The 19,667-nt window shown below is 67.9% G+C and carries 22 protein-coding genes; all 22 read left to right on the top strand.

Features of this window, described 5'->3' with window-relative positions; genetic code table 11:
- Positions 1-2: 2 nt before the first annotated feature.
- The 22 genes from fabD to nuoK all read left to right on the top strand — a co-directional run bounded on the left by fabD (position 3) and on the right by nuoK (position 19,663).
- Complete coding sequence (gene fabD, locus J2X58_RS02605) at positions 3-950, top strand: ACP S-malonyltransferase (RefSeq protein WP_310046256.1); 948 nt, start codon at positions 3-5, stop codon at positions 948-950.
- A gap of 23 nt (positions 951-973) precedes the next feature.
- A complete protein-coding gene (gene fabG / locus J2X58_RS02610) occupies positions 974-1,717 on the top strand; it encodes a 3-oxoacyl-ACP reductase FabG (RefSeq protein ID WP_310046257.1) in 744 nt (247 codons plus the stop codon).
- A gap of 169 nt (positions 1,718-1,886) precedes the next feature.
- Complete coding sequence (gene acpP / locus J2X58_RS02615; RefSeq protein WP_090054201.1) at positions 1,887-2,126, top strand: acyl carrier protein; 240 nt, start codon at positions 1,887-1,889, stop codon at positions 2,124-2,126.
- 149 nt (positions 2,127-2,275) lie between these two features.
- A complete protein-coding gene (gene fabF / locus J2X58_RS02620; RefSeq protein WP_090177643.1) occupies positions 2,276-3,565 on the top strand; it encodes a beta-ketoacyl-ACP synthase II in 1,290 nt (429 codons plus the stop codon).
- Between the two features lie 25 nt (positions 3,566-3,590).
- Positions 3,591-4,919 (top strand): aminodeoxychorismate synthase component I, encoded by a 1,329-nt coding sequence (locus J2X58_RS02625; protein WP_310047885.1) that lies wholly within the window; start codon positions 3,591-3,593, stop codon positions 4,917-4,919.
- Complete coding sequence (pabC, locus tag J2X58_RS02630) at positions 4,916-5,752, top strand: aminodeoxychorismate lyase (protein WP_310046259.1); 837 nt, start codon at positions 4,916-4,918, stop codon at positions 5,750-5,752. Before J2X58_RS02625 ends, pabC begins: the two co-directional genes overlap by 4 nt.
- Positions 5,749-6,777, top strand: coding sequence for an endolytic transglycosylase MltG (mltG, locus tag J2X58_RS02635; RefSeq protein WP_310046260.1), 1,029 nt, complete (start codon positions 5,749-5,751; stop codon positions 6,775-6,777). Before pabC ends, mltG begins: the two co-directional genes overlap by 4 nt.
- Positions 6,768-7,418, top strand: a complete 651-nt coding sequence (tmk, locus tag J2X58_RS02640; RefSeq protein ID WP_090054194.1) for a dTMP kinase — start codon at positions 6,768-6,770, stop codon at positions 7,416-7,418. Before mltG ends, tmk begins: the two co-directional genes overlap by 10 nt.
- Positions 7,415-8,350, top strand: coding sequence for a DNA polymerase III subunit delta' (holB, locus tag J2X58_RS02645; RefSeq protein WP_090054192.1), 936 nt, complete (start codon positions 7,415-7,417; stop codon positions 8,348-8,350). Before tmk ends, holB begins: the two co-directional genes overlap by 4 nt.
- 59 nt (positions 8,351-8,409) lie before the next feature.
- Positions 8,410-9,372 carry a PIG-L family deacetylase gene (locus J2X58_RS02650; protein ID WP_310046264.1) on the top strand — a complete coding sequence of 321 codons (963 nt, stop codon included), beginning with the start codon at positions 8,410-8,412 and terminating at the stop codon, positions 9,370-9,372.
- Between the two features lie 34 nt (positions 9,373-9,406).
- A complete protein-coding gene (locus J2X58_RS02655) occupies positions 9,407-9,766 on the top strand; it encodes a PilZ domain-containing protein (protein ID WP_310046267.1) in 360 nt (119 codons plus the stop codon).
- 282 nt (positions 9,767-10,048) lie between these two features.
- A complete protein-coding gene (locus J2X58_RS02660; RefSeq protein WP_090054187.1) occupies positions 10,049-10,405 on the top strand; it encodes an NADH-quinone oxidoreductase subunit A in 357 nt (118 codons plus the stop codon).
- Positions 10,396-10,950 (top strand): NADH-quinone oxidoreductase subunit B, encoded by a 555-nt coding sequence (locus tag J2X58_RS02665; RefSeq protein WP_090054185.1) that lies wholly within the window; start codon positions 10,396-10,398, stop codon positions 10,948-10,950. Before J2X58_RS02660 ends, J2X58_RS02665 begins: the two co-directional genes overlap by 10 nt.
- 13 nt (positions 10,951-10,963) lie before the next feature.
- Positions 10,964-11,692, top strand: a complete 729-nt coding sequence (locus tag J2X58_RS02670) for an NADH-quinone oxidoreductase subunit C (protein ID WP_090054183.1) — start codon at positions 10,964-10,966, stop codon at positions 11,690-11,692.
- A gap of 27 nt (positions 11,693-11,719) precedes the next feature.
- Entirely contained in the window at positions 11,720-12,949 is a 1,230-nt protein-coding gene (locus tag J2X58_RS02675; protein ID WP_254779249.1) for an NADH-quinone oxidoreductase subunit D, read from the top strand.
- Positions 12,950-12,970: 21 nt separating this feature from the next.
- A complete protein-coding gene (nuoE, locus tag J2X58_RS02680) occupies positions 12,971-13,498 on the top strand; it encodes an NADH-quinone oxidoreductase subunit NuoE (protein WP_090054179.1) in 528 nt (175 codons plus the stop codon).
- A 10-nt stretch (positions 13,499-13,508) separates the two neighbouring features.
- The gene (nuoF, locus tag J2X58_RS02685; protein ID WP_090177632.1) at positions 13,509-14,852 is read left to right on the top strand and encodes an NADH-quinone oxidoreductase subunit NuoF; all 1,344 of its coding nucleotides are present in this window, start codon (positions 13,509-13,511) and stop codon (positions 14,850-14,852) included.
- Entirely contained in the window at positions 14,849-17,164 is a 2,316-nt protein-coding gene (gene nuoG / locus J2X58_RS02690) for an NADH-quinone oxidoreductase subunit NuoG (RefSeq protein WP_090054175.1), read from the top strand. Before nuoF ends, nuoG begins: the two co-directional genes overlap by 4 nt.
- Before the next feature lie 3 nt (positions 17,165-17,167).
- Positions 17,168-18,190, top strand: a complete 1,023-nt coding sequence (nuoH, locus tag J2X58_RS02695) for an NADH-quinone oxidoreductase subunit NuoH (RefSeq protein ID WP_090054173.1) — start codon at positions 17,168-17,170, stop codon at positions 18,188-18,190.
- 6 nt (positions 18,191-18,196) lie between these two features.
- Positions 18,197-18,688 (top strand): NADH-quinone oxidoreductase subunit NuoI, encoded by a 492-nt coding sequence (gene nuoI, locus J2X58_RS02700; RefSeq protein ID WP_090054171.1) that lies wholly within the window; start codon positions 18,197-18,199, stop codon positions 18,686-18,688.
- A gap of 19 nt (positions 18,689-18,707) precedes the next feature.
- Positions 18,708-19,361: an NADH-quinone oxidoreductase subunit J gene (locus J2X58_RS02705; protein WP_090054169.1), complete on the top strand. Its 654-nt coding sequence runs from the start codon at positions 18,708-18,710 to the stop codon at positions 19,359-19,361.
- A complete protein-coding gene (nuoK, locus tag J2X58_RS02710) occupies positions 19,358-19,663 on the top strand; it encodes an NADH-quinone oxidoreductase subunit NuoK (protein WP_036112219.1) in 306 nt (101 codons plus the stop codon). Before J2X58_RS02705 ends, nuoK begins: the two co-directional genes overlap by 4 nt.
- The last annotated feature ends 4 nt before the right edge of the window (positions 19,664-19,667 follow it).

The raw sequence follows: 19,667 nt of genomic DNA on the forward strand, positions 1-19,667 counted from the left end.
GCATGACCTCATCCAGCGCCTCGCTCGCCTTCGTGTTTCCCGGCCAGGGCTCGCAGTCCGTCGGCATGCTCGCCGAGCTCGCGGTCATCCATCCGGAAGTGAAGGCCACCTTCGACGAAGCGTCGGAAGGTGCCGGCGTCGATCTCTGGGCCATCAGCCAGGATGGCCCGCAGGACCTCCTCAGCAGCACCGAGAACACGCAGCCGGCCCTGCTCGCGGCCAGCGTCGCCGTGTGGCGCGTGTGGGTGAAGCAGGGCGGCCCCCTGCCGGCGTACCTTTCGGGCCATAGCCTTGGTGAATACAGCGCGCTGGTCGCCGCGGGCGCGCTCTCGCTGAAGGATGCCGCGGGCCTCGTGGCCGAGCGTGGCCGACTGATGCAGGCGGCGGTGCCGCCGGGCGTCGGGGCCATGGCCGCCATCCTGGGAGGCGACGACGCCCAGATCGCGCAGGTGTGCGAGGAGATGGCGCAAGGCCAGATCGTGGCGCCCGCCAACTTCAATTCGCCGGGCCAGCTGGTGATCGCAGGACACGCCGACGCCGTGGACCGGGTCATCGCGCGCCTCGCCGAACTGGGCGTGAAGAAGGCCGTGAAGCTCGCGGTGTCCGTGCCCTCGCACTGCATGCTCATGCGCGACGCCGCGGACGCGCTCGGCGAGCGCATGGCCGCCATCGCGTGGTCCATGCCGTCGATCCCCGTGGTGCAGAACGCCGACGCGAAGGTGCACGGCACCGTCGAGGACATCCGTGGAGCGCTGATGCGCCAGCTGTACCTGCCGGTCCGCTGGACCGAGTGCGTGCAGGCGCTCGCCGCGGCAGGAATCGTCCAGACCATCGAATGTGGCCCCGGTAAGGTCCTCACCGGCCTCATCAAGCGCATCGACAAGTCGATCGAGGGCAAGGCCATCGGCACGCCCGCCGAACTCGACGCGGCGCTCGCGCCCTCCGCCTGATCACGTACAACAGGACATCCCCCATGACAGCAGCCCTGCAGGGTGAAATCGCCCTCGTCACCGGCGCGAGCCGCGGCATCGGCGCCGCCATCGCCGACCGCCTCGCCGCCCTTGGCGCCACCGTCTACGGCACCGCCACCAGTGAATCCGGCGCGAAGGCCATCGGCGAGCGCCTTGCCGCCCACGGCGGCCACGGTCGCGTGCTCGACGTGACGGACCCGGCCGCGATCGAGGCGCTGATCGACGGCATCGCGAAGGAGAGCGGCGCGGTTTCCGTGCTCGTGAACAATGCGGGCATCACGCGTGACCAGCTCCTCATGCGCATGAAGGAAGACGACTGGAGCGCGATCATGGACACGAACCTCACGTCGGTGTTCCGCACCTCCAAGGCCGTGATGCGCGGCATGATGAAGGCGCGCAAGGGCCGCATCATCAGCATCGCGTCGGTCGTCGGCGTCACCGGCAACCCGGGTCAGGCCAACTACGCGGCGGCGAAGGCCGGCATCATCGCGTTCTCGAAATCGCTGGCGCGTGAGATCGGCTCCCGCGGCATCACCGTGAACGTCGTCGCGCCGGGCTTCATCGACACCGACATGACGCGCGCCCTGCCGGAGGAGCAGCGTGAAGCGCTGCTGGCGGGCATCGCGCTGGGCCACCTTGGCGAGGCCAGCGACATCGCCGAAGCCGTGGCCTTCCTGGCGTCGCCGGCCGCCCGCTACATCACGGGCGAGACCCTGCACGTCAACGGCGGCATGTACATGCCCTGACGGGCCTGGGGCCGGCGGCAGTCGCCACCGGCCCGTTTTTGAGAGACAATCGTCATTTCGCGCCCGGCGAACCAAATCGGGCGCCATCCACGTAACGGCGGTGTGTGGCGGGCCCCCGCCTTAGCCACTACAATGCCGCCGGATTTTCCCCTCGGGAGGTAAAGGCAACATGAGCACCATCGAAGAGCGCGTCAAGAAGATCGTCGTTGAGCAGCTGGGCGTGAAGGAAGACGAAGTGAACCCCAACGCTTCGTTCGTTGACGATCTGGGCGCCGACTCGCTCGACACCGTCGAGCTGGTGATGGCTCTCGAAGAAGAGTTCGAGTGCGAGATCCCGGACGAAGAAGCCGAGAAGATCACGACGGTCCAGCAGGCGGTCGACTACGTCAAGGCCCACGTCAAGGCCTGATCGAAACCGACTGGTCGTCGATCGGAGGCGCGCCTCCCGTCGATCTCCGAGCGACACGGAAGCTGCGCCTATAGGCGCAGTTTTCGTTTGCGTCTAACGCAACCTGCGCCCGCGTATGGTTGCGCGGAACAAGTGAAGGATGAGAACGCATGAGTAAGCGACGTGTGGTAGTGACCGGCATGGGAATCATCTCGCCGGTCGGCAACGATCTCGCCACCGCCTGGAAGAACGTCGTCGAAGGCAACAGCGGCATCGGCCCTGTCACCGATTTCGACGCCAGCGCCTACACCACCCGCATCGCGGGCGAGGTGAGGGATTTCGATCCCGTCGACGCGTATTTCGCCGGCACCGACACGCCGGACGACGAACGTCGCGCCATCGCGAAAGATTTCAAGCGGATGGATCCGTTCATCCACTACGGCATCGTCGCCGGCACGCATGCGTTCCGTCAGTCGGGCCTCGTCGTCACCGACGAGAACGCGGGCCGTATCGGCATCGCGGCGGGCGCCGGTATCGGCGGCCTGCACACGATCGAAGGCACCGCGCTCGAACTGGCCGAGAAGGGTCCGCGCAAGGTGTCGCCGTTCTACGTGCCGAGCTCGATCATCAACATGGTCGCCGGCAATCTCTCCATCTACCACGGCATGAAGGGTCCGAACATCGCCCTCGTGTCCGCATGCACCACCGCCGCGCACAACATCGGCATGGCGATGCGCCTCATCCAGTACGGCGACGCCGACGCGATGCTCGCGGGCGGTGCCGAATTCGCCACCACGCCGACGGCGATGGCGGGGTTCTGCTCGGCCAAGGCCATGTCCACCCGCAACGATGATCCGACGCACGCCAGCCGTCCGTGGGACACGGGCCGCGACGGCTTCCTGCTGTCGAACGGCGCGGGCATGCTGATGCTCGAGGAGTACGAATTCGCGAAGGCGCGTGGCGCGAACATCCTGGCGGAGCTCGTCGGCTTCGGCATGAGTGGCGACGCGTACCACATCACCGCGCCGAGCGGCGACGGCGCGGAACTGGCCATGCGCAACGCGCTGCATGACGCCGGCCTGAAGCCGGAAGACGTGCAGTACGTCAACGCGCACGGCACGTCGACGCCGGTCGGCGACCTTGGCGAAGCGAAGGCCATCCGCAACGTGTTCGGCGACCACGCCACGAAGAAGGGCGAGTTCGCGGTCAGCTCGACCAAGTCGGTCACCGGCCACCTGCTGGGTGCCGCCGGCGGCGTCGAGGCGATCTTCTCGATCCTCGCGATCCGCGACGGCATCATCCCGCCGACCATGAACCTGGTCGACGTCGATCCGGAAGTCGCCGCGCTGGGCATGGACCTCGTGCCGGGCAAGGCCGAGAAGGCCGACCTCGACGTGGTGATGTCGAACTCGTTCGGTTTCGGCGGCACGAACGGCACGCTCGTCTTCCGTCGCGTCTGACGCGTTGGCTTTCGTCACGCGAACCCTGGCCGGCCGGCGCGATCTCCTCGCGCCGGCCGCGTCGTATCCGGAGCGCTATCCCGCGCTGCTCGCCAGCGCCGTCACGGGCACGCCCCAGTCCCGCTTCGACATCCTCTTCGCCGCCGGTGACGCGTCGCTCACGCTGTCGCGTGACGGCGTGACGCGCGATGCGCGTGGCGTGGCCGTGCCTGGAGGCTTCCTCGACGCGCTCGATGCCGCATGGAGCGCTCGCCGTCGCCCGCGCGTCGACGACGGCCTGCCTTTCCATGGCGGCTGGGTCGTCTACCTCGCGTATGAACTCGTCGGCCAGATCGAGCCGACGTTGCGCCTTCCCGTGTCGACCGGTTCCGCACCGATCGCCTTCGCGATGCGCGCACCGGCGGCCGCCATCGTGGATCACGTCGAGCAGCGCACGATCCTCGTGGCGGAGGAGGGGGCGGAAGCATGGCTCGATGTGCTCGCGGCGGATCTCGACGCCGTGATGCCAGACATGCCGCTCGCGCTGCCCGACGCGGTCGACGAAGACGCCCCCGGGCGTTTCCTCGATGGCGTGCGGCGCGTGCACGAGCACCTGCGCGCGGGCGATGTCTTCCAGGTCAACCTGTCGCGCCGCTGGACCGCGCGCTTCGCCACGCCGCCGGCACCCGCGAGCCTCATGCGGGCGCTGCGTGCCGCGAACCCGGCACCGTTCGCGGGGATGATCCAGCGGCCTGGCTGGGCGGTCGTCAGCTCGTCGCCCGAACGCCTGGTCGAATCGCGCGACGGCGTGTTGCAGACGCGGCCCATCGCGGGCACGCGTCCACGCGTGGCCGGCGACGACGACGCGGCGCGCATCCGCGAACTCACGACGCATCCGAAGGAGCGCGCGGAGCACGTGATGCTGATCGACCTGGAGCGCAACGACCTCGGGCGCGTCTGCGTGCCGGGCAGCGTGAAGGTCGACGAACTCATGGTCGTCGAAAGCTACGCGCACGTGCACCACATCGTGTCGAACGTGCGTGGCCGCGCGCGTGCCGACGTCACGCCCGGCCAGGTCATCGCCGCGACGTTCCCGGGCGGCACCATCACGGGGTGCCCGAAAGTGCGCTGCATGGAAATCATCGGCGCCATCGAGCAGGAGCCGCGGGGTGCGTACACCGGCGCGCTCGGCTATCTCGACGACGATGGCGACATGGACCTCAACATCCTCATCCGCACCTTCGCGGTGGACGGCACGACCGTCTCGCTGCGCGCGGGAGCGGGCATCGTCACCGACTCCGTCGCCGAGCGCGAACTCGACGAAACGCGTGCGAAGGCGCGCGGCCTGTTGCGCGTGTTCGGGCAGGGGGCATGACGCCGCGGTTGTCCGTCGATTTCGTCGACGCCGGCTCGGTGCCGGCGACCGATCGCGGACTGCTCTATGGCGACGGGCTTTTCGAGACGCTGCGCATCGTCGACGGCCGCATGCCGTTGTGGGAACGTCACACCGCACGCCTTCTCGCGGGCTGTGAACGGCTGCGCTTTCCGCCGCCCGATACGACGAGGCTGCGTGTCGAGCTCGGGCGACTCGCGGCGGGACTGCCCGATGCGGTCGCACGCGTGACGGTCACCCGTGGCGGTGGCGAGCGCGGTTACGCGCCGCCTCCGTCGCCGCGGCCCACCGTGGTCGTCGCAGTCTCGCCGCTCGCGCTCGACGCGCGGGCCAGTTCGGAGGGCATCGCGGTGCGTGTCTGCGACACGCGCGTCGCCGCGCAGCCGTTGCTGGCCGGACTGAAGCACATCAATCGCCTCGAGCAGGTGCTGGCGCGGGCCGAATGGGACGATCCCGCGATCGGCGAAGGCCTGCTGCGGGACATCGACGGGGACATCGTCAGCGCGACCGCCGCGAACCTCTTCGCCGTGTTCGATGGCGAGCTCGTCACGCCCGCCGTGGACCGCGCCGGCGTGGCGGGCGTCGCGCGCGCCGAGGTGCTCGCGGTGCGCGACGTCCGGGTTGTCCGGATGAACCTCGCCCGACTCCTCGAGGCCGACGAGGTCTTCCTCACGTCGGCCGTTCGCGGCATCCTCCCCGTCCGGGCCTGCGAGGGCCGGACATGGCAGGCCGGTCCCGCCGCGCGTGCGCTGCAGGCGCACTGGCGGGACATCGGCCTGCCGTCGCCCATGGGACGCAAGGATTCCGATCGATGAAAGTGCGCGGCATCGCCCTCTGGCGTGTCATTCTGCTGGTGGTGGTGCTCGCCGCGATCGTCGCGGGAGCGTGGCTCTGGTTCGACTGGGCGCGGTTCGCCCGTTCGCCGCTGAACGTTCCGGTGGCGGGCCAGAGCATCGACGTCGCGCGTGGCGCCTCCTTCAAGGACATCGTCCGCGACCTGCGCAACCGCAAGGCCACGCAGGCCTCGCCGCTCTACTGGCGCGTGCTCGCGACGCAGATGCACGCGTCGGGTCGCCTGCACGCGGGCGAATACGCGTTGCGGCCCGGCATGACGCCGCGCGACCTGATCGCCGACATGGCCAGCGGCAAGGTCATGCAGCGCAATTTCACCATCGTCGACGGCTGGACGTTCGCCGACCTGCGCCGTGCGCTCGCCGCGGTCCAAACGCTGAGGCACGACACGGCGGACGTGGACGACGCCGCGCTCATGACGTCGCTGGGCGCGCCTGGCGAACATCCCGAAGGGCGCTTCCTCCCCGAGACGTATGCCTATGTGAAGGGCGATGCGGAATCGAGCATCCTCAAGCGCTCGTACGCCGCGATGACGAAGACGCTGGATGCCGCGTGGAACGACCGCGACAAGGACGTGCCGCTCGCGACGCCTTACGAGGCGCTGATCCTCGCGTCCATCGTCGAGAAGGAGACGGGCAGGGCGGACGAGCGCCCGCGCATCGCCGGCGTGTTCGTGCGCCGGCTGCGACAGCACATCCTCCTGCAGACCGATCCCACGGTGATTTATGGCATGGGCGCGGGGTATGTCGGGAACATCCGCAAGAGCGACCTGACCACCGACACTCCCTACAATACGTACACGCGCGCCGGCCTGCCGCCGACGCCGATCGCCCTCCCGGGGCGCGCGGCGATCCAGGCGGCGCTGCATCCGGCGGCGGGTGACGAGCTGTACTTCGTGGCGCGTGGCGATGGCAGCCATGTCTTCTCGTCGTCCCTCTCCGACCATAACCGGGCCGTGGCCTGCTACCAGTTGAAGCGATGCCAGTGACCACTCTCCAGCGCGGCCGTTTGATCACCCTCGAAGGCGGCGAAGGCGCCGGCAAGAGCACGCTGCTGCGCGGGCTCGAAGCCCACCTGCGCGCGCAGGGCGTCGACCTGGTGGTGACGCGCGAGCCGGGCGGCACGGCCGTCGGTGAATCCGTGCGCGCCCTCGTTCTCGACGCGGCGAACAACGAACTGACGGCCGAGGCCGAGTTGCTTCTCATGTTCGCCTCCCGGGCGCAGCTCGTGCGGCAGGTGATCGAGCCCGCGCTCGCGGCGGGCCGCTGGGTGCTGTGCGACCGCTTCACGGATGCCAGCTACGCCTACCAGGGCGGCGGGCGTCGCCAGCCGGTCGAGCGCATCGCGGATCTCGAGCGTTGGGCGGCCGAAGGCCTCGTGCCCGACGTGACGCTCCTGCTCGACCTGCCGGTGGCCACCGGCCGTGCGCGAGCCGCGGGTCGCGGCGAGGTCGATCGCATCGAAGTCGAAAGCGACGCGTTTTTCGAGCGCGTGCGCGACACCTATCGCGCGCGCGCCGCGGCGGAGCCCGCGCGGTTCCGCGTGCTCGACGCCAGCGCGCCCGCCGAAGCCGTTCTCGACCAGGCCGTGGCCGGCCTCGCCGGCCTCTTCGCGCGGGTGGCGCCGTGAGCCTGCGCCCGTGGCACGCGGATGCCTGGGCGCGGCTACAGTCGCGGCGCGAGCGCGATGCGCTGCCGCATGCGCTCCTGCTCGCAGGGCCCGCGGGGCTTGGCAAGCGCGACTTCCTCGCCGCGTTCGTCAAAGGGCTGCTGTGCCAGCAGCCCGTCGACGGCGTGGCGTGCGGTACCTGCCGCAGTTGCCAGTTGATCGCGGCCGGCACGCATCCGGACGTCGTCACATTGTCGTTCGGGCTGCGCAAGGACGGCGTCACGCGCAGCGAGATCGTGGTCGACCAGATACGAGATCTTTCTCAACGCCTGTCGATGGCCAGTCAGTTCGGCGGCTGGCAGGTCGTGACGATCGATCCGGCCGACGCCATGAACGCGGCCGCCGCGAACGCGTTACTGAAGACACTCGAAGAGCCGACGCCGTCGACGCTGCTCGTGCTCGTGGCCGACGAGCCCGCGCGCCTGCCGGCGACGATCCGCAGCCGTTGCCAGCGCATCGATTTCCTCGTCCCGTCGCGGGATGCCTCGCTCGCGTGGCTGCGTGGGGAGGGCGTCGCCGATGCGCCGGCGGCGCTGGAAGCCGCAGGCGGCAATCCCGGCATGGCGCGGGCGTGGGCGACGGACGGCGCGCTGAAGCAGCGCGGCGAGGTGCGGAACGACCTGAAAGCGCTCGCCGCTGGCCGTGGCGACGCCATGGAGGTGGTGAAGCGCTGGCAGGCCGCCGATCCGGCGCGCTACCTGTGGTTCGCCGCGCAGGCGGCCACCGATGAACTTCGGGCCCGCGCCGCGGGCACGGCGCCGCCGCTCGACAGTCAGCTCGACGACGAATCGCTCGACACCTGGTACGGCAAGGCCAACCGCGCGCGCGACGCGCTGCGCGGCCCGCTCCGCGCCGATCTGGTGCTGCTCGAGCTGATCGCGGCCTGGCGTTGACGCGCCCTTATCGCGGGTTCGGTCCTAATCGGCCCGACGTGTCGCCCAAGGATCCCTCCGTGTCCCGCCACCCGACCATCGACGGCAGCACCCGTCTCCTCGTCGTCGCGCCCCATCCGGACGACGAGTCGCTGGCGGCCGGTCTGCTGATCCAGCGCACGCTCGCGTCCGGCGGACGGGTGGACGTGCTCCTCCTGACCGACGGCGACGACAATCCCTGGCCTCAGCGCTGGCTCGAACGGCGGATCGTCGTGGGCGCGACGGACCGCGCGCGATGGGGCGCCCGTCGTCGGCGCGAGGTCGCCGCGGCACTCGCTCGTCTCGGCGTCGGCCCCGATCACCTCCACGCGCTGGGGTGGCACGACATGCAGGTGACTTCGGAGCTCCGCGAGCGGCATGGCCAGGCGTTGAGCGCCGTGCGCCGCGTCGTCGAGCGGACCCGTCCCAATCTCGTCGTCATCCCCGATCTCGGCGACACCCACCCCGACCACGGTTCGGCGCACGTGCTGGCGCGGCTGGCCCTGGCGGCCGCCGGCAGCACCGCTGACGTCCTTACCTACATGGTCCACGGTACCGAGCGGTCGGCTCCCGAGGACCTGATCGTCCCGGATGCCGACGCCCAGCGGCAGGCGACCAAGACGGCCGCGGTGCTGGAGCATCACACGCAGATGGCGCTCAGCCGCAAGCGGATGCTCCGCGTCGCGTCGCGGCCCGAGCGCTTCGATCGTCCGCCGCCCGCCCTGACCGGCGGTACCGTCCGGCTGCCGTGGCACCCCGGCCCGCTCGCCCGTGCCCGGGTCCGGATCGTGCTGGCGGACGGGCAGGGCGTGGCGGCGTGGCCATGGCGCCGCGCGCCCCTGGAACGCTCCGGCGAGGGCTGGGTGCTGGCGCTGCGCCATGCGGCGGGCCCGGCCTTCGTGAAACTCACGGCCGACCTGTCGACCCCGTGGATCTACGACCGCTACGGCTGGGTGGGGGCGGATCCCGAGCCGGTCGGGCTTGTCGCCCGGCCCGCCGCCTAGTTAGCATGCCTCGACTCCAGGGAATCCATCGTCCATGAATGCCACAGCCTCCTCGCCGCGACAGGGCATCCTCTCGCTGAAGATCAAGGACGTGAATTCCCTGTACATCTCGTACATGCCCTACCTGAAGACCGGCGGCCTGTTCGCCCCCACGGCCCAGCGCTACAGCCTGGGCGACGAGGTCGCGCTGCTGGTCACCCTGATCGACGACAACGAGCGCCTCTCCGTGGCCGGCAGGGTGGTCTGGATCACGCCGGTGGGTGCACAGGGCAATCGCACCGCCGGCGTCGGCGTGCAATTCAACGAGTCCCCCGAGAGCGAAGCCGCGCGGCAGCGCATCGAGGGGCTGCTCGCGGGAACGCTCGCCTCGGAGCGTCCGACCCAGACCATGTGACGGCGGCGGTCCGTCCGATGGGGCGAAAACCCTGCGATTGCACCATCCCGATGCAGTTTTTCCGCCGTTAAGGCTTGTCGGGATACCTGCACGCACTGGTACAATAGATCGGTTCCCCAACGTGAGATTGTGGATATCCGGAGTCGTTGGCGCGCAACCTGCGCCGGCACGGATCGGACCATTTGGATCGATTCGATAAAAGCTCCGGCGACACTAGCCGGACCGCTCGTCCCCGCCGACGGTCACTGATGCGCCCAGTGAGGCGCGGAGGTACGCAGCATCGTGCTTGCCCAATATTGGCCCGTCCTGTTGTTCATCGCCGTGGCCGCAGGCCTAGGTATCGTCCTCATGGTGCTCGGCATGCTCGCCGGGCCGCGCCGCCCCGACGCCGAGAAGCTCTCGCCCTATGAGTGCGGCTTCGAGGCCTTCGAGGACGCGCGCATGAAGTTCGACGTGCGCTACTACCTGATCGCGATCCTCTTCATCATTTTCGACCTCGAAATTGCCTTCCTGTTTCCCTGGGCGGTGGTGTTCGACAAGATCGGCGCGATCGCGCTGATCGAGATGGCCCTGTTCCTGGCCCTGCTCGTGGTCGGTTTCGCCTACGTCTGGAAGAAGGGAGCACTCGAATGGGAGTGATGACCACCATCGACCGGGTGATGCACAACCCGGAACCGCTGAACCTCGTCGACGACATCATTCGTCCCAACGGCGACGCGCCGGTCCCGCAGCGCGGTTTCGGCGTCACCAGCGTCGACGCCCTCATGAACTGGGCGCGTACCGGTTCCATGTGGCCGATGACCTTCGGTCTCGCCTGCTGCGCGGTCGAAATGATGCACGCCGGCGCGGCGCGCCTCGATCTCGATCGCTTCGGCGTCGTGTTCCGTCCCAGCCCGCGCCAGTCCGACGTGATGATCGTCGCCGGCACGCTGGTCAACAAGATGGCCCCCGCGCTGCGCAAGGTCTACGACCAGATGCCCGAGCCGAAGTGGGTCATCTCGATGGGCTCGTGCGCCAATGGCGGCGGCTACTACCACTACTCCTATTCGGTCGTGCGCGGCTGCGATCGCATCGTTCCGGTCGACATCTACGTGCCGGGCTGCCCGCCGACCGCCGAAGCGCTGATCCACGGCATCCTGCAGCTGCAGAAAAAGATCCGCCGCACCCACACGATCGCGCGTTAACAGGGCTTCGCACATGAGCGTTACTAACGAGACCTCGCTGGTCGAACGCCTCGGCGCGCGCTTCGGCGACATGCTGACGGTGAAGGTCGAGCGCAACGAAGTCACCGCCGAGGTGGCCCCGCGTGACCTGATCGCCGTCGCCACGGCGCTGCGCGACGAGGCGGGCTTCCGCTTCACGACCGTCATCGACGTCTGTGGCGTCGACTACCTCAGCTACGGCCAGACCGAGTGGGACACCGATACCGCGCAGGGCGAGAGCTTCTCCCGCGGCGTCGAAGGCCAGGCCGTCGGCCGCTTCACGTGGGCCGAGCGTCCGCGCGGCGTCGAGCAGCCGCGCCGCTACGCGGCCGTTATCCATCTGCTGTCCGTCGAACTCAACCAGCGCATCCGCCTGCGCGCGTTCTGCGAGGACGACGCGTTCCCGGTCGTGCCGTCGATCACGCCGATCTGGCCGGGCGCCGACTGGTTCGAGCGCGAGACGTTCGATCTGTACGGCATCATCTTCGATGGCCATCCGGATCTTCGCCGCATCCTCACCGACTACGGTTTCGTGGGTCATCCGTTCCGCAAGGACTTCCCGCTGATCGGCAACGTCGAGGTCCGCTACGACCCCGAGCAGAAGCGCGTCGTCTATGAACCGGTCTCGATCGAGCCGCGCGTGCTGGTGCCGCGCACGATCCGCAACGACGCCGACCTCGATCAGGCCAGGGCGGAATCCGCCGATCACTGGCGGGAGAATTAAGCCGTGGAAGAAATCCGCAATTACACGATGAACTTCGGTCCGCAGCATCCCGCTGCGCACGGCGTGCTGCGCCTCGTGCTGGAAATGGACGGCGAGACGATCGTCCGTGCCGATCCGCACATCGGCCTGCTGCACCGTGGCACCGAGAAGCTCGCCGAGTCGAAGCCGTTCAACCAGTCGATCGGTTACATGGACCGTCTCGACTACGTGTCGATGATGTGCAACGAGCACGCCTACGTGCGCGCCATCGAGAACCTCCTGGGGATCGAGGCGCCCGTCCGCGCGCAGTACATCCGCACGATGTTCGACGAGATCACCCGCATCCTGAACCACCTCATGTGGGTGGGCTCGAACGCGCTCGATCTCGGCGCGATGGCCGTGTTCCTCTACGCGTTCCGCGAACGCGAAGAACTGATGGACGTCTACGAGGCCGTGTCGGGCGCGCGCATGCACGCCACGTACTACCGGCCGGGCGGCGTCTACCGCGATCTGCCGGAGCAGATGCCGCAGTATCGCGAGTCGCCGTGGCACAAGGGCGGTGACCTGAAGCGCCTGAACGCGTGGCGCGAGGGGTCGATGCTCGATTACCTCACCGAGTTCACGAACGACTTCCCGAAGCGCGTCGACGAATACGAGGCGCTGCTCACCAACAACCGCATCTGGAAGCAGCGCACGGTCGGCATCGGCGTCATCGATCCCGAGAAGGCGCAGGCCTGGGGCATGACCGGCGCGATGCTGCGCGGTTCGGGCATCGCATGGGATCTGCGCAAGAAGCAGCCCTACGCCGCCTACGACAAGATGGACTTCGACATCCCCGTCGGCGTCAACGGCGACTGCTACGACCGCTACCTCGTGCGCGTCGAGGAAATGCGCCAGTCCAACCGCATCATCCGCCAGTGCGTCGAGTGGCTGAAGGCCAATCCGGGCCCGGTCATGGTGCAGAACTACAAGGTCGCGCCGCCCAGTCGTGAAGAAATGAAAAACGACATGGAAGCGCTCATCCACCACTTCAAGCTCTTCACCGAGGGCTATGGCGTGCCGGCCGGCGAGACGTATTCCGCCGTCGAGGCGCCGAAGGGTGAATTCGGCTGCTACCTCGTGTCCGACGGTGCGAACAAGCCCTTCCGCGTGCACCTGCGCGCGCCCGGCTTCGCGCACCTGTCCTCGATGGACGCGATCGTACGGGGCCACATGCTCGCCGACGTCGTCGCGATGATCGGCACCTACGATCTCGTCTTCGGCGAAGTCGACCGCTAAGTCGACGGAGTGAACTGAATCATGAAAGCCACCGGTCATTTCGAGCAGGTGAAGGACGTCGATCCTCTCGTCGCGCTCAACGATCACACCCGCAGCCACATCGACCACTGGGTGTCCAAGTTCCCGCCGGATCGCAAGCGTTCGGCGCTGATCCAGTCGCTCATGGGCGCGCAGGAACAGAACCAGGGTTACCTCACCGATGAACTGATCACGGCGGTCGCGAAGTACCTCGATCTGCCGCCGATCTGGGCGTACGAAGTCGCGAGCTTCTACTCGATGTTCGAGACCACGCCCGTGGGCCGCAACAACGTCGCCATCTGCACCAACATCTCCTGCTGGCTCAACGGTGCCGAAGGCCTCGTCCGCCATTGCGAGAAGAAGCTCGGCATCCGCACCGGCGAGAGCACGGCCGACGGCCGTATCTACCTCAAGCAGGAAGAGGAGTGCCTGGCGGCATGCGCCGGCGCCCCGATGATGGTCGTCAACGGTCACTACCACGAGAAGCTGACGACCGAATCGGTCGACGCGATCCTCGACGGTCTGAAGTGAGGTAAGGGCAATGGCTAGCACTACCGGTCCCGTCGGACCCGCTCCGCAGGAACACCAGGTCGTCTACACGACCCTGCATTTCGAAAAGCCCTGGGCCCTCGAGAACTACGAGAAGGTCGACGGTTACAAGGCGTGGCGCAAGATCCTGGCCGAGAAGCCGGATCCGGCGGCGCTGATCGAAGAGATCAAGAAGAGCTCGCTGCGCGGTCGCGGCGGCGCAGGCTTCCCCACGGGCCTGAAATGGTCGTTCATGCCGCGCAACGCGCCGGGGCAGAAGTACATCCTGTGCAACTCGGACGAATCCGAGCCGGGCACCTGCAAGGACCGTGACATCCTGCGGTTCAATCCGCACGCGGTCATCGAAGGCCTCGCGATCGCCTGCTACTGCACGGGCTCGACCGTCGCCTACAACTACCTGCGTGGCGAGTTCCATCACGAGCCGTTCGAGCACATCGAAGAGGCGCTGAAGGAAGCCTACGCCGCGGGCCTGCTCGGTAAGGACATCGCCGGCTCGGGCATCGACGTCGACATCTACAACGCCCTCGGCGCCGGCGCGTACATCTGCGGCGAAGAAACCGCGTTGATGGAATCGCTGGAAGGCAAGAAGGGACAGCCGCGCTTCAAGCCGCCGTTCCCGGCCGGCTTCGGCCTGTACGGCCGTCCGACCACGATCAACAACACCGAGACGTACGCCTCGGTGCCGGCGATCCTGCGCAACGGCGCGGAGTGGTTCCTCAACATCGGCAAGCCGAACAACGGCGGCCCGAAGATCTTCTCGGTCTCCGGCCACGTCAACAACCCGGGCAACTTCGAGATCAGGCTGGGCACGTCGTTCGCCGACCTGCTGCAGCTGGCCGGAGGCGTCCGCGGCGGCAACAAGCTCAAGGCGGTCATCCCGGGCGGCTCCTCGATGAAGGTGCTGCCGGCCGAGAAGATCATGGAATGCACCATGGACTACGACTCGCTGCAGAAGGCGGGTTCGGGCCTGGGTTCCGGCGCCGTGATCGTGATGGACGAGACGACCTGCATGGTCCGCGCCTGCCATCGCATCTCGCGCTTCTACAAGGCGGAGTCGTGCGGCCAGTGCACCCCGTGCCGCGAAGGCACCGGCTGGATGTACCGCGTGCTCTCGCGCATCGTGGAAGGCAAGGGCACGGAAGACGACCTGCATCGCCTGAAGGCCGTGGCCGGCCAGATCGAAGGCCACACCATCTGCGCGTTCGGCGAAGCCGCCGCGTGGCCGGTGCAGGGCTTCCTGTACCACTTCTGGCACGAATTCGAATACTACGTGAAGCACGGCCGTTCCATCGTCGACGGCCCGGCTGACACGGTCACCACTGGAGTCGCTGCATGAGTGCGCAGCCCGTAGCCAATGCCGCGCCGGACCTCGTCAACATCGAGATCGACGGCGTTCCGGTGCAGGTAGCCAAGGGGTCGATGATCATCCAGGCGGCCGACGCCGTCGGCATCCCCATCCCGCGCTTCTGCTACCACCGCAAGCTCCCGATCGCCGCCAACTGCCGCATGTGCCTGGTGGAGATCGAGAAGATGCCGAAGCCCGCGCCGGCCTGCGCCACGCCGGTGGGCGAGGGCATGAAGGTCTTCACGCGTTCGGACAAGGCGCTCAAGTCGCAGCGCAACGTGATGGAGTTCCTGCTCATCAACCATCCGCTCGACTGTCCGATCTGCGACCAGGGCGGCGAGTGCGAACTGCAGGACGTCTCCCTCGGTTACGGCCGTTCGGTGTCGCGCTACAACGAGCGCAAGCGCACCGTCGCCGACGAGAACATCGGGCCGCTGATCGCGACCGAGATGACGCGCTGCATCCAGTGCACGCGCTGCGTCCGCTTCACGAGCGAGATCGCCGGCACGTACGAACTCGGTGGCATGAGCCGTGGCGAAGGCCTGGAGATCGGTACCTACATCGGCAAGACGATCGAGAGCGAACTGTCGGGCAACATCATCGACGTCTGCCCGGTCGGCGCGCTGACCAACAAGCCGTTCCAGTTCCAGGCGCGCGCCTGGGAACTGATCGCGCGCCCGTCCGTCGGTTACCACGACGCGCTGGGCTCCAACCTGTGGATGCACACGCGTCGCGGCGAAGTGCTGCGCAACGTGCCGCGCGACAACGAGACGATCAACGAGTGCTGGCTCTCGGACCGTGACCGCTACAGCCACCAGGGCCTGTACGCGGCCGATCGCGTCAAGGCGCCGATGGTCAAGCGCAACGGCCAGTGGTCGACCACCACGTGGGACGACGCGCTGTCCGTCGCCCGCGAGGCACTCAAGAGCGTCGCCGGTTCGGACCTGGGCGTGCTCGTGCACGGCGCCACCTCGAACGAGGAGGGCGAACTCATCGTCCGTCTCGCGCGCGGCCTCGGCAGCGCGCACGTCGACCATCGCCTGCGTCAGCTCGACTTCGCCGACAACGCGTTCGCGAAGCCGTTCGCCTCGACCATCGCGTCGTTCGACACCGTGAAGTCCGCGCTGCTCGTGGGCTCCGACCTGCGCCACGAAGTCCCGCTCCTCAACCACCGCATCCGCCAGGCGGTGAAGAAGGGCGCGAAGGTGTACGCCGTCAACCCGGCGCACTTCAACTTCAACTACCCGCTGGCCGGTGAGTCCGTCGCCGCGCCGCACGCGCTGGTGAACGAACTCCTCGTCCTGGCGAAGGCCGCCGGCGAGAACGGCGCGACCGTGCCGGAGTCGATCGCCGCCGCGCTCGCGGGCGTCGAGACCACCGACGCGCATCGCGACGCCTTCAAGGCGCTGTCGACCGACGGCGCGGTCGTGATCCTCGGCCAGGCCGCGGTCACGCATCCGGAAGCGTCGTGGCTGCGCGCCATCGCCCGCTTCATCGCGCAGGCCGCCGGCGCGGCGTTCAACGAGATCCCGGTCGGCGCCAACGCGCTCGGTCTCGCCTCGGTCGGCGTGCTGCCGACGGCGGGTGGTCTCGACGCGCGCGCCATGCTGGCGCAGCCGCGCAAGGGCTACATCCTCTACAACGTGGAGCCGCCGCACGACTTCGCCGACGGCGCGCTCGCGCAGCAGGCGATGCACTCGGCGCAGACCGTCGTCGCGTTCGCCGCCTATGCGAGCGACGCGCTGAAGGACTCCGCGGACGTCATCCTGCCGATCGGCCTCACGCCGGAAATCGACGGCACGCTGGTCAACGTCGAAGGCAACGCGCAGGCCGTCGTGGCCGGCGCGAAGGCGCCGGGCGAGGCACGCGCGGGCTGGAAGGTGCTGCGTGCGCTGGGCGGTTCGCTGGGTCTGCCGGGCTTCGAGTTCGACGATCTCGCGGGACTGCGCGAGGGCCTCACGGAGCGCGCTTCCGAGGCTCGCGCGCAGCTGGCGACGCGTGGGTCCGGCGTAACGTTCTCGCGCCTGGCCACCACGCCGATCTACCGCGGCGACGCGGTGCTGCGTCGTGCCGGCGCGCTCAACGCGCATCCGCTGAACCGTCCGGCCGCCATCCGCATCAACGCGGACGACGCTGCCACGCTCGGCCTCGCCGCCGGTGGCAACGCCCGCATCGGCGACGCCGTCCTGCCGGTGGCGATCGATGCCGCGGTGCCCAACGGCGCCGCGTGGATCGAGGCCGCGCATTCCGAAACCGCGATGCTGCCCCCGTACGGCGCGGCCATCACCCTGAGCAAGGCGTAAACCATGGCCGATCAACTCTTCGACCACCTCTTGCTGCCGGTGCTCTTCATCCTGGCGATCGTGCTGCCGCTGGTCATCGGCGTCGCACTCTACGTCTGGTGGGAACGCAAGGTGCTGGGCTGGATGCACGTGCGCATGGGGCCCAACAAGGTCGGCCCCGCCGGCCTGCTGCAGGCCTTCGCGGACGTCGTCAAGCTGCTGCTCAAGGAAGTGGTCCTCCCGACCAACGCGAACAAGTTCCTGTACTACCTGGCGCCGATGCTGGCCCTGGTGCCGGCGCTGTGCGCGTGGGCCGTGGTGCCCTTCAGCCCGGGCGTGGTGCTCGCGAACGTCAACGCCGGCGTGCTCTACCTGCTGGCCATGACCTCGATGGGCGTCTACGGCATCATCCTGGCCGGCTGGGCGTCCAACTCGCGTTACGCCATGCTCGGCGCCATGCGCGCCGCGGCGCAGGTGATCTCGTACGAGCTGGCGATGGGCATGTCCATCGTCTGCGTGCTGGTGCTGACGGGCAGCCTGAACCTGACGGCCATCGTCGACGCCCAGGCGGGCGGGGCGCTCAGCTGGTACTGGATCCCGCTGCTGCCGGTCTTCGTCATCTACTTCGTGTCCGGCGTGGCCGAAACCAACCGCGCGCCGTTCGACGTCGCGGAAGGCGAATCGGAGATCGTCGCCGGTTTCCACGTGGAGTACTCCGGCTCGCCGTTCGCGCTGTTCTTCCTGGCCGAATACGCCAACATGATCCTCGTGAGCTTCCTCGCCTCGATCCTGTTCGTCGGTGGCTGGCTCTCGCCGTTCCCCGAGTCGTGGGGCGTCCTCGGCCACGCCAGCTTCCTCTGGCTGTTCGCCAAGGTCTTCGTCTTCGCCTTCCTGTTCCTGTGGTTCCGCGCGAGCTTCCCGCGCTACCGCTACGACCAGATCATGCGTCTCGGCTGGAAGGTCTTCATCCCCATCACCATCGTCTGGGTCCTCGTCGCCGGCTGCATGAAGTATTTCGGCTGGGTCCACATCGGCACGGGAGCCTAAAGAGCCATGTCCCGCGTAACCCATTATTTCAAGAGCCTGCTGCTGCTCGAGCTGTTCAAGGGCATGGGCCTGACCATGCGCTACATGTTCAGCCCCAAGTACACGATGCGTTATCCCTTCGAGCACATCCCGAAGTCGAACCGCTTCCGTGGCCTGCATGCCCTTCGCCGTTACGCCAACGGTGAAGAACGCTGCATCGCGTGCAAGCTGTGCGAGGCCGTGTGCCCCGCGCTGGCGATCACCATCGACTCGGCGCCGCGCCCGGAAGACGGCCAGCGCCGCACGACGCGTTACGACATCGACCTGTTCAAGTGCATCTTCTGCGGTTTCTGCGAAGAGAGCTGCCCGGTCGACTCGATCGTCGAGACGCACGTGCACGAGTACCACTTCGAGCACCGTGGCGAGAACGTGGTGACCAAGGCCCAGCTGCTGGCCATCGGTGACCGCTTCGAGCAGGACATCGCCGCCGCCCGCGCGCAAGACGCGGCTTACCGCTGAGCGCACGGAGACCTACGCGATGAATACCGATCTGCTCCAACTCATCTGTTTCTACCTTTTCGGTGGGGTGGCCGTCATCGGCGCCCTGATGGTCATTGCCGTGAAGAACTCGGTCCACGCCGTGCTCTCGCTGGTGCTGACCTTCTTCAGCATGGCCTGCGTCTGGCTGCTGGCCGAAGCCGAGTTCCTCGCCATCGCCCTCGTGGTCGTCTACGTGGGCGCGGTGATGGTGCTGTTCCTGTTCGTGGTCATGATGCTCGACATCAAGCAGGAGGTCGTCCGCGAGGGCTTCATCCGCTACCTGCCGGTCGGCATCGTCGTGGCCGTGGTCATGCTGGTCGAGATGCTGGCGATGATCGGCGTGAAGTCGATGCACGCCCACACGCTGGGCCCCAATCCGGCGGGCGAGTCCAACGTGGCCTGGCTCGGCAAGGCGCTCTACACCGACTTCCTGCTGCCGTTCGAGATCGCCGCGCTGATCCTCACCGTGGGCATCGTCGCCGCCGTCGCCCTGACGCTGCGCCAGCGCCTCGGCGTCCGTCATCAGTCGGCGTCGCAGCAGGTCGTGGTCCAGGCCACCGACCGCGTCCGCGTCGTGAAGGTCCCGGTCGAACAGCCGGCCTCGGTCTCGCCGGCCCCGGTCGTCGCGCCCCCGCAGGAGAATGCCCCGTGATCACGCTTTCCCATTACATCGTCCTCGGCGCGATCCTGTTCTGCATCGCGGTCGCCGGACTCTTCATCAACCGCAAGAACGTGATCGTGCTGCTGATGGCGATCGAGCTGATGCTCCTGGCGGTGAACACCAACTTCGTGGCCTTCTCGCGCTTCTTCGGCGACGTCGGCGGCCAGGTCTTCGTGTTCTTCATCCTCACCGTGGCCGCGGCGGAATCCGCCATCGGCCTGGCGATTCTGGTCCTGCTGTTCCGCAATCGCAGCACGATCAACGTCGCCGAAATCGACAGCATGAAGGGTTGATCCG

Origin of the sequence: Luteibacter sp. 3190, assembly GCF_031456385.1 — a bacterium.
GTDB lineage: Bacteria > Pseudomonadota > Gammaproteobacteria > Xanthomonadales > Rhodanobacteraceae > Luteibacter.